Origin of the sequence: Aeromicrobium sp. Leaf350 (genome assembly GCF_916858655.1) — a bacterium.
Lineage (GTDB): Bacteria > Actinomycetota > Actinomycetes > Propionibacteriales > Nocardioidaceae > Aeromicrobium.
Genome location: NZ_CAKASL010000002.1, coordinates 485,649 through 500,249 on the forward strand (window position 1 = coordinate 485,649; position 14,601 = coordinate 500,249).

Annotated in this window: 12 protein-coding genes; 8 read left to right on the plus strand and 4 right to left on the minus strand. The window is 72.8% G+C overall.

The window, feature by feature from the left end; translation table 11 throughout:
- Window positions 1–3 precede the first annotated feature (3 nt).
- Window positions 4–1,347, minus strand: a complete 1,344-nt coding sequence (locus LO931_RS11290; protein ID WP_229053698.1) for a PH domain-containing protein — start codon at window positions 1,345–1,347, stop codon at window positions 4–6.
- On the minus strand, window positions 1,331–1,834 hold the full coding sequence (locus LO931_RS11295; protein ID WP_229053699.1) for a PH domain-containing protein: 504 nt from the start codon (window positions 1,832–1,834) through the stop codon (window positions 1,331–1,333). Before LO931_RS11295 ends, LO931_RS11290 begins: the two co-directional genes overlap by 17 nt.
- Before the next feature lie 232 nt (window positions 1,835–2,066).
- On the opposite strand from LO931_RS11295, the gene LO931_RS11300 reads away from it, so the two are divergent.
- The 3 genes from LO931_RS11300 to LO931_RS11310 all read left to right on the plus strand — a co-directional run bounded on the left by LO931_RS11300 (window position 2,067) and on the right by LO931_RS11310 (window position 6,311).
- Window positions 2,067–2,267, plus strand: a complete 201-nt coding sequence (locus LO931_RS11300) for a hypothetical protein (RefSeq protein ID WP_229053700.1) — start codon at window positions 2,067–2,069, stop codon at window positions 2,265–2,267.
- Window positions 2,268–2,343: 76 nt separating this feature from the next.
- Window positions 2,344–5,889 (plus strand): chromosome segregation protein SMC, encoded by a 3,546-nt coding sequence (gene smc / locus LO931_RS11305; protein WP_229053701.1) that lies wholly within the window; start codon window positions 2,344–2,346, stop codon window positions 5,887–5,889.
- Window positions 5,886–6,311: a thioesterase family protein gene (locus LO931_RS11310; RefSeq protein WP_229053702.1), complete on the plus strand. Its 426-nt coding sequence runs from the start codon at window positions 5,886–5,888 to the stop codon at window positions 6,309–6,311. Before smc ends, LO931_RS11310 begins: the two co-directional genes overlap by 4 nt.
- A gap of 9 nt (window positions 6,312–6,320) precedes the next feature.
- Here LO931_RS11310 and LO931_RS11315 read toward each other — a convergent pair whose 3' ends face one another.
- Both LO931_RS11315 and LO931_RS11320 read right to left on the minus strand, forming a co-directional pair.
- Window positions 6,321–7,220, minus strand: coding sequence for a M56 family metallopeptidase (locus LO931_RS11315; RefSeq protein ID WP_229053703.1), 900 nt, complete (start codon window positions 7,218–7,220; stop codon window positions 6,321–6,323).
- Window positions 7,217–7,588 carry a BlaI/MecI/CopY family transcriptional regulator gene (locus LO931_RS11320; RefSeq protein ID WP_255657900.1) on the minus strand — a complete coding sequence of 124 codons (372 nt, stop codon included), beginning with the start codon at window positions 7,586–7,588 and terminating at the stop codon, window positions 7,217–7,219. Before LO931_RS11320 ends, LO931_RS11315 begins: the two co-directional genes overlap by 4 nt.
- A gap of 127 nt (window positions 7,589–7,715) precedes the next feature.
- On the opposite strand from LO931_RS11320, the gene LO931_RS11325 reads away from it, so the two are divergent.
- Genes LO931_RS11325 through ftsY form a run of 5 tightly spaced genes read left to right on the plus strand, consistent with a single transcriptional unit; the run spans window position 7,716 to window position 14,535 of the window.
- Window positions 7,716–9,149 (plus strand): cytochrome ubiquinol oxidase subunit I, encoded by a 1,434-nt coding sequence (locus LO931_RS11325; RefSeq protein WP_229053704.1) that lies wholly within the window; start codon window positions 7,716–7,718, stop codon window positions 9,147–9,149.
- Between the two features lie 33 nt (window positions 9,150–9,182).
- Window positions 9,183–10,175: a cytochrome d ubiquinol oxidase subunit II gene (cydB, locus tag LO931_RS11330; protein ID WP_229053705.1), complete on the plus strand. Its 993-nt coding sequence runs from the start codon at window positions 9,183–9,185 to the stop codon at window positions 10,173–10,175.
- The gene (gene cydD, locus LO931_RS11335) at window positions 10,172–11,812 is read left to right on the plus strand and encodes a thiol reductant ABC exporter subunit CydD (RefSeq protein WP_229053706.1); all 1,641 of its coding nucleotides are present in this window, start codon (window positions 10,172–10,174) and stop codon (window positions 11,810–11,812) included. Before cydB ends, cydD begins: the two co-directional genes overlap by 4 nt.
- Complete coding sequence (gene cydC / locus LO931_RS11340; RefSeq protein ID WP_229053707.1) at window positions 11,809–13,386, plus strand: thiol reductant ABC exporter subunit CydC; 1,578 nt, start codon at window positions 11,809–11,811, stop codon at window positions 13,384–13,386. The genes cydD and cydC overlap by 4 nt, the downstream gene beginning before the upstream one ends.
- 9 nt (window positions 13,387–13,395) lie before the next feature.
- Complete coding sequence (ftsY, locus tag LO931_RS11345; RefSeq protein WP_229053708.1) at window positions 13,396–14,535, plus strand: signal recognition particle-docking protein FtsY; 1,140 nt, start codon at window positions 13,396–13,398, stop codon at window positions 14,533–14,535.
- The last annotated feature ends 66 nt before the right edge of the window (window positions 14,536–14,601 follow it).

A 14,601-nucleotide genomic window follows, 5' to 3' on the forward strand; every position in this document is an offset into this window, starting at 1 on the left:
CAGTCACCGCGAGCGAGACCGCCTCGACGCCTCGGTCGCCACCGCGAACGCGTCGTCGCGGCCCAGGTGCAGGCCGGCCACGTCGACCGGGCCGTCGGGGCTGTGCACCGACACCGACGCCACGCCGAGGCGTCGCTGCAGCGGACCCTGCTCGACCGCGACGGACTGGTTCTTGCGGTGCGGCACGATGCTGGTGCGCCGCGTGACCCATCCCGTGCTCGAGACCATCGCGACGTCGTCGGCGCCGATCCAGCGGAAGCGACGGCCGATCGGGGCGAAGACCCAGCCCGAGCGCGGCGGCGTGTGGCGCTCGTCGAGCTGCTCGACAGCGCCCGGCACCAGCAGGTCGACCACCAGACGGGCGAGCTCCGGGTCCGCGATGGGCAGCACCGTGGCGGCCTTGTCCTGCTCACCGGACTCGCCCTGCCCACCGGCACCGGCCACGGCCACCAGCACCTGGCGCCAGCCGAGCTGGCGCCACACCAGCGGCTCGACCACCGCGACGCCCTGCACGCGGTCGAACGGGATCGTCTCGGACGTCCGAGTGAACAGGCCGCGCTCGACCCGCAGCCCGTGCGGCACCCGGCTCAGGCGGTAGCCCCACTGGTCGAGCACCCGACTGCCGACGATCTGCACCGCCCAGCCACCGGCACCGAGCAGACCACCGAAGAACGCGAGCGGCTCCGCGAACCAGATGGACGCGGCGACCGCGAGCACGGCTGCGGTCACGGCGGCGAGCAGGTCGAGCGACAGCAGCGTGCCGATCACGACCCGCGAGGGCGGCACCTCGGCGACGACCTCGAGCGGGGGAGCGAGCGCATCGGGCGGAGGTGCCACGTCTCCCGACGACTCCTCCGGGGTGCCGGTCGCCCTCGCGTGCGCCCGCCGCACGAGGAGGGCGCGCAGCTCCTGGGCCTCGGTGAGCCTCAGGTACCGCACGGCGGTCCGCGACTCGGAGCCGCCGGCCGAGTCCAGCCGCAGCTCGGCGAGCCCGAAGAGACGCGCCACGAAGGGTTCGTGGATGTCGACCGACTGCAGCCGCTCGAACGGCACCCGACGCGACTTCTTCCACAGCATGCCGCTGTCGACCTTGACCTCGGCGTCATTGATCACGAACAGCGTGAACCGCCAGCTGATCCAGCCGATGATGCTACCCACCACGACACCGCCCACGGCGGCGACCGGCAGCGCGATCAGGCCCCACGACTCGAACCCGCCACCCTGGACGAGCGAGCTCACGAGCCCCACGATGGCCGCTGCCGACCAGCCGAGGCCCAGCACGACCGACGTCAGGGGGTGGGTGCGGCGCCCCGCATCGAGGGGAGCGACCTCAGAGCCCGGCGCCACGGGACTCCCCGAGCTCGGTCAGCCGGAGCCGCAGCCGCAGGGCCTCGTCGTGGGGGACGCCCGGGATCGTCGATGCCGTCTTGGTGCTCGCGGTGTGCAGGCTCAGGCTCGCGAACCCGAACCGCCGCGCGAGCGGGCCCTGCTGCAGGTCGACGAACTGCATGCGGCCGTACGGCACCGACACGACGCGCCGGAACATCAGCCCACGCCGCACCACGAGCTCCTCCTCCTGCTCGCGGTAGCCCCACGAACGCTGGTTCCGCGGCGCCCACCAGGCGAGCCACCCCAGGACGAGCAGACCCAGGACCACCGGCAGGCCGACCCACCACGGCGGCAGTGTCGTGGTCGCGGCGATGATGCCGAGCAGGGCCGCGACCACGACCACCGCCACGAGCGTCGTGACCGAGCCGATCAGGAGACGGGCCGTGGCGAGCCGGGGTGAGACGGGTGACCAGCCCGGCTCGCCGGGATCGAAGGGATCAGCCATGGTGCCCAACCTACGCGCACGAGAGCCGTCGTCCCGGGGCGCGCGGGTCCTCGAGGTTTGACGGACGCCGAGGCGCGGTGGGACACTCGGAGACGCAGGAATTCATCTTCCGGCCCCGCGGGCGCCCACCGGCGCTCCCCTCGCTCCGGCACCGTCGTCATCACGCGGCGCAGTCGTGCGGCGATCGCTGGTTCACCTCACTCGTGTTCATCAGAAAGCGTGGATGATCTCCATGGCCAAGGCACTCATGGGTCACCTCGGCGGCCCGACGCCCGCCCAGCTTCACCAGACGGCGCTGCTCAAGCGCCGCGTCGCCGACCTCGAGGCCGAGGTCCTGCGCCTCAAGATCGAGAACGACGGCCTGCTCAAGGCCCTGCACGACCAGGTCGACGCCGTGACCACGGCCGACCTGCTCGAGCCGGTCTCTCACTGAGAGCCCGACCCGCACTAGGGTGGCTCCCACCCGTTCGACCGGTCCCGGTCGACCCTGACGTGACCCTGGAGCCGCTGTGTACCTGAAGAGCCTGACGCTCCGCGGGTTCAAGTCCTTCGCCTCCTCCACGACGCTCGAGCTCGAGCCCGGCATCACGTGTGTCGTCGGCCCGAACGGCTCCGGCAAGTCCAACGTCGTCGACGCCCTCGCCTGGGTCATGGGCGAGCAGGGCGCCAAGTCGCTGCGCGGCGGCAAGATGGAGGACGTCATCTTCGCCGGCACCTCCGGGCGCGCCCCGCTGGGCCGCGCCGAGGTGGTCCTCACGATCGACAACTCCGACGGCGCCCTGCCCATCGAGTACAGCGAGGTCACGATCTCGCGCACGATGTTCCGCAACGGCGGCTCCGAGTACGCGATCAACGGCGACACCGTGCGCCTCCTCGACGTGCAGGAGCTGCTGAGCGACTCCGGCATCGGGCGCGAGATGCACGTCATCGTCGGTCAGGGACAGCTCGACTCCGTCCTCCGCGCGACCGCCGAGGAGCGCCGCGGCTTCATCGAGGAGGCCGCCGGCGTCCTCAAGCACCGCAAGCGCAAGGAGAAGGCGGTCCGCAAGCTCGAGGCGACCCAGGGCAACCTGACGCGCCTCGCCGACGTGCTCAACGAGCTGCGCCGGCAGCTCAAGCCGCTCGGCCGGCAGGCCGAGGTGGCCCGTCGAGCCGCCGTGATCCAGGCCGACGTCCGTGATGCCCGCGCGCGCCTGCTGGCCGACGACGTCGTCAGCGCGCAGCAGGTCATCGCGACCGAGCTGGCCGACGAGTCGGCGCTCAAGGAGCGGCGCGCCGCGGTCGAGGCGGCCATCGCCCACGCCCGACGTGCCGAGACCGAGCTCGAGGACCGCCTGCGCGACGACTCGCCGCGCCTGTCGGCCGCCCAGGAAGCCTGGTACGCGCTGTCGGGCGTCCGCGAGCGCCTGCGCGGCACGGCCGGGCTGGCCACCGAGCGCGTGCGCCTGGCCGCGGTCGAGGCCGACGACCAGCACCACGGCCGCGACCCTGACGAGCTCGAGGCCGACGCGCGCCGCGCCCAGGAGCAGCACGACGTGCTCGCCCGTGAGGTCGCCGCGGCCACCACCCGCCTGCAGGAGGTCGTCGCGGCCCGCAGCGAGGCCGAGTCGGCCTACACGACCGAGGAGCGCCGCATCGCCGGGCTGCTCCGCGCCGCGGCCGACCAGCGCGAGGGACTCGCGCGCCTCCACGGCCAGGTCAACGCCATCAAGCTGCGCGGCGAGGCCACCGAGGCCGAGCTGGGCCGCCTCACGACGTCGCGCGACGACGCCGTCGCCCGCGCCGACGCGGCGCAGCAGGAGTTCACGGCGCTGGAGTCGCAGATCGCCGGGCTCTCGGCCGGTGAGTCCGGTCTCGACGACCAGCTCGCCGCGGCCGAGACCACCCTGAACGGCGTCGACGCCGAGGTGGCGGAGATCGCGACGCAGGTCCAGCAGCTCGAGCGCACCGAGGCGGGCCTCGTCGCCCGCAAGGAGGCGCTCGAGATCGGCCTGGCCCGCAAGGACGGCGCCGGTGCGCTGCTCGCGGCCTCCGACGAGCTCAGCGGTCTGCTCGGGTCGGTCGCGGCCCTGCTGACCGTGCGCTCCGGCTACGAGGGTGCCATCGCGTCGGCGCTCGGCTCGGCCGCCGAGGCGGTCGCGGTCGACCACCTCGACACGGCCGTCAGCGCGATGGAGAAGCTCAAGTCCGAGGACCTCGGACGGGCCGGCCTGCTGCTCGGCGGCGGTGACGACTCCGGGGACGACTCGGGCTGGCCGGGTCTGCCCGACTTCGCGACCTATGCCGTCGACGTGGTCGACGGTCCGGCCACCCTCACGTCCGCGCTGCGGCGCCTGCTGTTCAAGGTCGCCGTGGTCGACGACCTCGACCGCGCCCGAGCCCTGGTGCGCCAGGCGTCCGACGTCACCGCGGTGACGCTCGACGGCGACATGCTCGGTGCCCACTTCGCCTCGGGCGGCTCCACGACCACCGAGAGCCTGATCGAGGTCAAGGCCGCCGTCGACGAGTCCGTGGCCGACCTGGAGCGCACGCGCCACGAGCTCGAGCGGCTCCGCTTCCGCCAGCAGGCCCTGGCCGACCAGCGGCAGAAGGCGCAGGCCGCGGTCGATGCCGTGCTCGAGCAGCTGCACGAGTCGGACGCCGAGATGGCCGCCGTCGCGGAGTCCCTCGGACGCCTCGGCTCCTCGGCCCGGGCCTCGCGGGCCGAGGCCGAGCGTGCCGCCCAGTCCATCGCGGAGGCCACGGCGGCCCGCGAGCGCGACCAGGAGGGGCTCGCCGAGCTGGAGGACCGTCTCGCCCAGGCCGAGTCCGCCCCAGAGACCGAGCCCGACACGACCGAGCTCGAGGCCCTGGCCGAGGCGGCCTCCGCCTCGCGCCGCGCCGAGACCGAGGCGCGTCTCGCGCTGCGCACCAACGAGGAGCGGGCTCGCGCCCTGGAGGGGCAGGTCCGGGCCCTCGTGGAGTCGGCCGAGGCCGAGCGCCAGGCCCGTCGCCGTGCCGCCGAGCGACGCGCACGTCAGATCCGCGAGGCCGAGGTCGCCCGTGTCGTGATCGCCGCGACCGATCAGGTGCTCGTGCACCTCGGCATCTCGATCGACCGGGCCGCCACGCTGCGGGCCGAGATCGAGCAGTCGCGGTCCGGCAGCGAGACCGAGCTGCGAGAAGTGCGCGCCCGCCTGCGCGAGCTCAGCGAGGAGAACGAGGTGCTGACCGACTCGGTGCACCGCGACGAGATGGCCCGCGCCGAGCTGCGCATGAGGCTCGAGGCCCTCCAGTCGCGCTCGCTCGAAGAGCTCGGCCTCGAGGTCGACGCCCTGGTGGGCGAGTACGGCCCGGAGGTCCTCGTGCCGACGCACGACGACGAGGGCGAGCCGCTCGACCCGCGCCCCTATGTGCGCGAGGAGCAGACCAAGCGGCTGCGCACCGCCGAGCGCGGCCTCGCGATGCTGGGCAAGGTCAACCCGCTGGCGCTCGAGGAGTTCAGTGCCCTCGAGGAGCGGCACCAGTACCTCTCGGACCAGATGAACGACCTCAAGAAGACCACCGCCGACCTCATGGCCATCGTCGAGGACGTCGACGCGACGGTCGAACGGGTCTTCACGGAGGCCTGGTACGACGTGGAGCGCGAGTTCGAGGACGTCTTCAGCCGGCTCTTCCCCGGCGGCGAGGGTCGTCTGGTCCTCACCGATCCGCAGAGCATGCTCCTGACGGGCATCGAGGTCGAGGCCCGTCCGCCCGGCAAGAAGGTCAAGCGCCTCTCGCTGCTCTCGGGCGGAGAGCGGTCGCTCGTCGCCGTCGCGTTCCTCGTGGCGCTGTTCAAGGCTCGGCCGAGCCCGTTCTACATCCTCGACGAGGTCGAGGCGGCGCTCGACGACACGAACCTCGGGCGGCTGCTCGAGATCTACGAGGAGCTGCGGGCCAACTCCCAGCTCGTCGTCATCACGCACCAGAAGCGCACGATGGAGGTCGCCGACGCGCTGTACGGCGTCTCCATGCGCGGCGACGGCGTCTCGGCCGTCATCAGCCAGCGGCTGCGGGAGCAGGAGAACGCATGACGGAGCCCACCCGGTCCGACTTCCCGGTGATCCGCACGATCACGACGCGGTGGGAGGACGAGGACGTCTACGGGCACGTCAACAACGTCGTCTACTACTCGTACTTCGACACGGCCGTGAACGGCTACCTGATCGAGGCCACCGGCACCGACACGCGCCAGCTCGACGCCTACGGCGTGGTCGCCGAGACCAGCTGCCGGTTCCTGCGCGAGCTGCGCTTCCCGCTCGACGTCGAGGCCGGCCTGCGCGTCACCCGGCTCGGTTCCTCGAGCGTCGTCTACGAGATCGGCCTGTTCCAGGGCGAGGCCGAGACGCCGGCCGCGGTCGGCCGATTCGTCCACGTGTACGTGACCGGTGCCGATCGCACCGTCACGCCGGTGCCGGACCTCATCCGCGCCGTCCTGGAGCCGCTCGCGGTCTGAGGACGCGCCCTATCCGCGCAGGACGTCGATGGCGTGGAAGATCCAGGGCCCCGCGAGGAAGACGGTCGGCACGACGAGCACGACGACCGAGATGGCCCACGCGAGGCCTGCGGCCCACCAGCCGCTGCGGGGATCGCGCAGGCGCGCCATCCGGATCGTGGCCGCCGACCCCACGCCCAGGGTGCCGGCCGGCGTCTGCGAGCCGGCGAGAGCGACGATCGCCCCGGCGAGGGCGCGGTCACCCGCGACGCGGCGGGCTGCGTCGTCGGCGAGCAGCTCGACCATGACGCGGCTCTGCTCGAGGGGCGCGTCGGTGCGCAGGACGCGCGGATAGGCGGCGCGCAGGAACTCGAAGCCCTCGAGCACCAGGTCGTGGCGGGCGCTCACGTGGGCACGCTCGTGCTCGAGCACGGCGCGCAGCTCGTCGGCGCTCAGGTGCTCGATCGCCCCGCTCGTCACGACGACGCGGGACTTGGTGCGGTCCGGCAGGCAGTAGGCGACGGGGGACTCGTGCTGCAGCACCCGCAGGGCCGGCCCGACCCGGTCGGAGACGTCGCCCTCGGGCTCGGCGAGGAGGTCGACCAGGTGACGCTGCCGCCGACGGCGCGCGCCCGTGCGGCGCCAGACGGTCCAGACGGCCCACCAGAACCGGGCCCAGATCAGCACGCCGACCAGCAGGAGCAGCACGTGCAGGGCCACCCGCCACGGCTGGGGGTCGTCCTCGGACACGAGCCACAGGGCGGTCGAGAGACCCGCGCCGGACGTCGCGAGGATCGCGGCGAGTGCGAGGGACTGCCACATCACGATGCCCGCCGCGGGGGAGCGGTAGGGCCAGTCGGCGCGGCCGAGCAGGGCCGGCACCGGCAGGCTCAAGGCGATGCCGATGAGGCCCAGCAGGAACGGTGTCACATCTCGTCGAGCGCCCGACGCAGGGCGGCCGCCTCCGCTGGATCGACCGATCTGGCGAAGTGGACCAGGGCTGACGTGCGGTCCCCGGAGGCGTCGAGCGCTGCGTCGATCAGCTCGGCCGCCGCCGACTCGCGGGTCTGGCTCGGCGTGTAGCGGAAGGCCCGACCGTCGCGCTCGCGGTCGACCATGTGCTTGGCCCCCAGGCGGTCCAGCACCGTCATGACAGTCGTGTACGCGAGGTCGCGACCGCTTCCGTCGGCGTCGAGCGCGTCCTGGACCTCGCGCACGGAGAGCGGCTCGTCGGCGTCCCAGAGGACGTTCATGACGGAGCGCTCGAGCTCACCGGGGCGGGTCGTGGATCGGGGCACGGTCCAAGTCTACTACGTGACGTAGGACTCACTGGGTTCCGGCTCGTCCGCGGGTCCTGCCGTGTACTACGATCTGTAGTAGTTACTACATCAGGTAGTAGTTCCGACGTCGGATCGAGGTCTCCCGATGGAAGCGCTCGACATCGCGCGGTGGCAGTTCGGCATCACGACCGTCTACCACTTCTTCTTCGTGCCGGTCACGATCGGCCTGATCTTCCTGGTCGCGATCCTGCAGACCTTCTGGCACCGCACGGGCGACGAGCGCTACCTCCGCCTCACCCGGTTCTTCGGCAAGCTCTTCCTCATCAACTTCGCGATGGGCATCGTGACGGGCATCGTGCAGGAGTTCCAGTTCGGCATGAACTGGAGCGACTACTCCCGCTTCGTCGGCGACGTCTTCGGCGCCCCGCTCGCGATCGAGGGCCTGCTCGCCTTCTTCATGGAGTCGACGTTCCTCGGCCTGTGGATCTTCGGCTGGGACCGTCTCAAGCCCGCGATCCACCTCGCGACGATCTGGATCGCGGCGTTCGGCACCGTGCTGTCGGCCTACTTCATCCTCGCGGCGAACTCCTTCATGCAGAACCCCGTCGGCTTCGCGTTCAACGCCGAGAGCGGTCGTGCCGAGCTGACCGACTTCATGGCCGTCATGACCAACCCCGTCGTGCTCGCGACGTTCCCGCACACGATCTTCGCCTGCTTCATGGTCGGCGGTGCCTTCGTGGCCGGCGTGAGCCTGTGGCGCATGCTGCGTCACCCGGGCGACGACGGCGGTGACGACGACGGGGCGTTCCGCACGTCGTTCCGCCTCGGCGCCGTCGTCCTGCTCGTCGCCGGACTCGGCACGATGATCTCGGGCGACTTCCAGGGCAAGGTCATGACCGAGGTCCAGCCCATGAAGATGGCGGCGGCCGAGGGCCTGTACGAGGACGAGGCTCCCGCGGCCTTCTCGGCCCTCACGGTCGGCACGCTCGACGGCTCCGAGCCGCTCGTGGAGATCAAGATCCCGCACCTGCTGTCCTACCTCGGGACGGGCACGTGGGACGGCGAGATCCGCGGCATCAACTCGCTGCAGGCCGAGTACGAGCAGCTCTACGGCCCCGGCGACTACGCCCCGAACATCCCGGTCACGTACTGGACGTTCCGCGCGATGATCACCGCCGGCGGCGTGTCGATGCTGCTGGCCACCTGGATGCTCTGGGCGACCCGTGGCGGACGCTCGCCGTCGCTGTCGACGTTCTCGGGCCGCTGGATGCTGCGGTGGGCGGTCGTGCTGCCGCTGCTGCCCCTCGCGGCCAACTCCTTCGGCTGGATCTTCACCGAGATGGGCCGCCAGCCGTGGCTCGTGTTCGGGCTGCTGCCGACCTCGGCCGGCGTCTCGCCCAGCGTCTCGGCCGGCACGGTGCTGTTCAGCCTGATCGGGTTCACCGCCCTCTACGGCGTGCTGGCGGTGATCGAGGTCAAGCTCATGCTCCGCACGATCCGCACGGGGCTGCCGGCCGCCGACCCCCCACCGACCGAGCCGAGCCACGACCCGGACGCGCCCCTCGCGTTCGCCTACTGACCGCCCGACGAGAACCCGGAGAAGGAGACCACCATGGAGCTCACGACCGTCTGGTTCGTCCTCATCGCCTTCCTCTGGACCGGCTACCTCGTGCTCGAGGGGTTCGACTTCGGGGTCGGCATCCTGACGCGGGTGCTGGCGCGCGACGACCGCGAGCGGCGCGTCCTGCTGAACACGATCGGTCCGGTCTGGGACGGCAACGAGGTGTGGCTCATCGTCGCCGGTGGGGCGACGTTCGCCGCCTTCCCCGAGTGGTACGCGACGCTGTTCAGCGCCTACTACCTGCCGCTCTTCGCGATCCTGGTCGCGCTGATCGTGCGCGCCGTCGGCTTCGAGTACCGGCACAAGCGCACCGACGACGCGTGGAAGCGCGGCTGGGACCACGCGATCTTCTGGGGCTCCGCGGTGCCCGCCGTGCTCTGGGGCGTCGCCCTGGCGGGCCTCGTCAACGGCATCCCGCTGGACGCCGACCACGACTTCGTCGGATCGGTCGCGGACCTCCTCACTCCCTACGCCCTGCTCGGCGGGCTGGTGACGCTCAGCGTCTTCGTCACGCACGGCGCCTTCTTCATCGCGCTCAAGACGGTCGGCGACATCCGCCACCGGGCGCGGGCGCTCGGGCTGCGCTGGGGAGCGGTGGCTGCCGTCGCCGCGGTCGCCTTCGTCGGGTGGACCGCCGCTCGCGACGGTGACCTCGCGGTCTGGGTGGCCGGCGGCCTCGCGGCCCTCTCCTTCGTGGCCGGGATGCTCGCGGCTCGATCCGGACGCGAGGGCTGGGCGTTCACCGGCACGGCGCTCGCGATCATGGGGGTCTCGTCGATGCTCTTCCTGGCGCTGTTCCCGGACGTCGTGCCGTCGACCCTGGCGACCGGGACGCTCACCACCACCAACGCGGCCTCGACGCCGTACACGCTGGAGATCATGACGTGGGTGGCCTCGGCGTTCACCCCCATCGTCATCGGCTACCAGGCGTGGTCCTACTGGGTGTTCCGCCGCCGCATCGGCGTGCACCACATCCCCGCATGAGTGGCCGGGGTGCCGGGCAAGGGGCGGCACGATCGGGCGGACCTCCGGTCGACCCGCGGCTGCTGAGGCGGTCGCGCGGGGTCCGCACGATCCTGGCCGCGGGCGTGGGCCTGGCGCTGGTGGGGATCCTGCTGCTGGTCGGGCAGGCCTGGTGGCTGGCCCGGCTGGTGGACGATGCGTTCGTCGACCAGCGCTTCGACACCCGGGTGCTCGTGCTGGCCGTGGGCTGCGTGGTCGGTCGCGCGGTGCTCGCGTGGGCGAGCGCCGCCGTCGCCGCTCGCGCGGCGGTGCGGGTCCGTGCCGAGCTGCGGGAGGCCGTCGTGGCCGAGGTGCTCGACCCGAGACGACTGGGACCGAGGCCGTCGTCCGGCCGCCTCACCACGCTGCTGGGTCCGGGGCTCGAGCCGCTCGACGGCTACGTCGGTCGCTTCCTGCCGCAGCTCGTCGTGACGGCGATCGTGCCGCCCGTCGTGGTGCTCGTGCTGCTCGTCGTCGACCCGTTGTCGGCCGTGATCGTCGGCCTCACGGTGCCGCTGGTCGTCGGCTTCCTCGTGCTCGTGGGCCTGGCGACGCAGGACCGCACGTCCGCACGCTGGGGCGAGCTGGCGCGGCTCGGCCGCCACTTCTCCGACCTCGTCGGAGGCGTGCGGACGCTGCTGGTGCTGGGCAGCCGCCAGGAGCGCGGAATCCGGGTCGCAGGGGAGCGGCACCGGCGCGCGACGATGGAGGCCCTGCGCAGCGCCTTCCTGTCGTCACTCGTGCTCGAGCTCTTCTCGACGCTGTCGATGGCGATCGTGGCGGTGGCGACCGGTCTGCGCATCGTCGACGGCGGGCTCGGCCTCCAGACAGGACTGTTCGTCCTGCTGCTCGCGCCGGAGGCGTACCTGCCGGTGCGGCGTCTCGGGTCGCAGTTCCACGACAGCGACGCCGGCGTCGCGGCGGCCCGAGAGGCGCTCGACCTGCTCGACGCTCCTCGCCACGCCGGCACGGCGACGGTCCCGGACGCGCCGGCCGTCGTCGTCGACGGACTGCGTGTCGATCGCGGGAGCGGCGCCGCCGAGGTCGGGCTCGACGAGGCCGTCGTGCTGCCCGGCGAGCTGGTGGCGGTCGCCGGCCCGTCCGGGGTCGGGAAGTCGACGCTGCTCGACGTCGTCCTCGGGTTCGTGACGCCGGCCTCGGGGAGCGTCACGGTCGGCGGCGTCGACGTGCGCGACCTCGACGTCGTGGCCTGGCGTCGCCGCGTCGCCTGGGTGCCCCAGGTGCCGACCGTGCCCGCCGGCACGATCGAGGGGGCCGTGCTGCTGGGCGCGAGCGGCTCGCGGGCGGACGTCGTCCGTGCACTCGCTGACGCGGGAGCGGCCGACCTCGATCCGGACCGCGTCGTCCGGGAGGACGCGGCTGACCTGTCCGCGGGGGAGCGGCGACGCGTGGCGATCGCGCGGGCCCTGCTGCGCGCCCGCTCCGGCGGGATCGACCTCCTGCTGCTGGACGAGCCCACCGCCGGGCTGGACGCCGACCGTGAGCGGCACGTGCTCGCGACGATCCGCGAGCTGGGCGTCACGACGCTCGTCGTCGCGCACCACCCCGTGGTGCTCAGGTCCGCCGACCGGGTCGTCGAGCTGGAGCCGGTCCGATGAGGGCGCGCCTGGCGCTCGGGGTGCTCCTGGCCGCGGTCGCCCAGCTCGCGGCCACGGGCCTGCTGCTGACCTCGGCGTGGCTCATCGTGAGGGCAGCGCAGCAGCCCCCCGTCCTCTACCTCATGATCGCGATCGTCGGCGTGCGCTTCTTCGGCGTCGGTCGCGCTGCGGCCCGCTACGCCGAGCGCCTCCTGACCCACGACGTCGCGCTCGAGACGGCGATCCGCACGCGGGTCGCGGTCTACGCCGCCGTTGCGCGTCTGGCGCCCCACGGCCTGGCGGGCCGACGCCACGGCGAGGTCGTGCAGCAGGCCGTCGAGGACGTCGACACCGTGCAGGACCGGCTGCTGCGGATCCGGTTGCCGTGGTGGTCGGCGCTCACGACCGTCGTCGTCCTGACCGTCGTCGTGGGGCTGGTCGATCCGGCGGCCGGAGGCGTGCTGGCCGCCCAGGCGGGTCTGACGCTCCTGGTGCTCCGACTCGCGGTGCCGCGGTGGTCGGGGCGGTCGGTGGCCTCGTCGCTGGCGCCGGACGTGACCGAGGCGGCGAGGAACGCCGCCGAGCTCGTCGCCCTCGGAGCCGCCGACGAGGCGGTCGAGCGGGCCCGGAGCGAGATCGCGCGCAGTGCTGCGGCCGACCGTCGCCAGGCCCACGCGGGCGGCGGTGGCAGTGCCGTGGTGCTGGCCCTGACGGCGGCCGGACTGGGCGGGGTCGCCCTGGTGCTGGCTCCGGCGATGGCGAGCGGTGGCATCGCGCCGCTCCTCGTGGGCGTGGTGCTCCTGGCCCCGCTGGCCCTCGCGGAGGCGCTCGACCCCGTGGCCGACGCCGAGCGACGACGCCCGGTGGTCGAGGCCGCCGAGCGCCGGGTCCGGGACCTGGTCGACGCCGCTCCGGCCGTGAGCGCGCCGGTCGTCCCTGCGCCGGTGCCCGACGACCCGACGATCGCGGTGGACGACGTCACCGTCGGTTGGGACACGGACCTGACCAGGCCCCTCTCGTTCGTGCTTCGCCCGGGCGAGGTCGTGGGCGTCGGTGGCCCGAGCGGCTCCGGCAAGAGCACCCTGGCACTCACCCTCGCGCGCCTGGTGGCGCCCCGGCACGGCGTGGTGCGCCTGGGTGGGACCGACCTGGCCGAGCTCCGGGCCGAGGACGTGCGGGCGGTGGTCGGCGTGCTCGGGCAGGACGAGGCGGTGTTCGACACGACCGTGCGGGAGAACCTGCGCATCGCCCGCCCCGACGCCGACGACGACCGACTGCACGAGGCGATGTGCCGCGTGGGTCTGCACCTCGACCTCGACCGGACGGCGGGGGAGCAGGGCGACCGCCTGTCGGGCGGCGAGCGCCAGCGGCTCGCGCTCGCCCGGCTCCTCCTCGGCGGTCATCGCGTGCTCGTGCTCGACGAGCCGACCGAGCACCTCGACGGCCCCCTGGCGCGGGCCCTCGTCGACGACGTCCTCACGCTGGCGCCGGAGCACACCGTCGTGCTGATCTCGCACGATCCCGCGGTGCTGTCCCGCTGCGACCGTGTCGTCGCCGTGGAGCGCCGCGACGCCCGGTCGCCCGCCGTCGCCTAGGGTGAAACCGTGTCGACCGAGCTCCTGCTGATCATCGCCCTGTCCGCGATCGTCGTGTTCGCCTTCGCCGCGACGTTCCTGATGCGACGGGGCGACGAGCTGCCCCCGACGCTCGAGACCGACCTCGAGACCGAGGAGGAGATCCTCCACCCGGAAGCGCTCGGGACCGGCGACGAGCCGGAACCGGAGCAGGACCACGCCGAGACCGCCACGCTCGAGCGCCCCGAGGCGCCGGGTGGTCGCCTCGTACGGCTTCGCGCACGGCTCGCGCGGTCGAACTCCACGCTCGGCAAGGGGCTCCTGGCGATCCTCGGCCGCTCCGACCTCGACCAGGCCGCCTGGGACGAGCTGGAGGAGACGCTGCTCGCCGCCGACGTCGGCGTCGGCCCCACGACCGAGCTCGTCGACAACCTGCGCACCCGCCTGAAGGTCGAGGGCTCCACCGACACGGCTCGCGCTCGCGAGATCCTGCGCGAGGAGCTGATCGGCCTCGTCGGCACCGACCTCGACCGACGCCTCCACACGACCGGTGACGAGGGCGTGCCCGGAGTCGTGCTGGTCGTCGGCGTCAACGGCACGGGCAAGACCACGACGGTGGGCCGACTGGCTCGCGTCCTCGTGGCCGAGGACCGCCGGGTCGTGCTCGGTGCGGCCGACACCTTCCGCGCCGCCGCGGCCGACCAGCTCCAGACCTGGGGCGAGCGCGTCGGCGCCGAGGTCGTGCGGGGCCCTGAGGGCGGCGATCCCGCCAGCGTCGGCTTCGACACCGTCAAGGCCGGCATCGCCAACGGGGCCGACGTCGTCGTGGTCGACACGGCCGGTCGCCTCCACACCAAGTCCGGACTGATGGACGAGCTCGGCAAGGTCAAGCGCGTCATCGAGAAGCAGGCGCCCGTGACCGAGGTGCTCCTCGTGATCGATGCGACGACGGGTCAGAACGGCCTGACGCAGGCCCGGGTCTTCGGCGAGGTCGTCGACGTCACCGGCATCGTGCTGACCAAGCTCGACGGCACCGCCAAGGGCGGCATCGTCATCGCCGTGCAGCGTGAGCTCGGCGTGCCGGTCAAGTTCGTGGGCCTCGGCGAGGGCCCGGACGACCTGGCGCCGTTCGACGCCGCCGAGTTCGTCGACGCGCTGCTCGGCGACTGATCCGGTCCCTGCCCCGCGTCACACGCCCGTAACACTTCGTGCAGGCGCGTGAAATGTGTGCTTCCT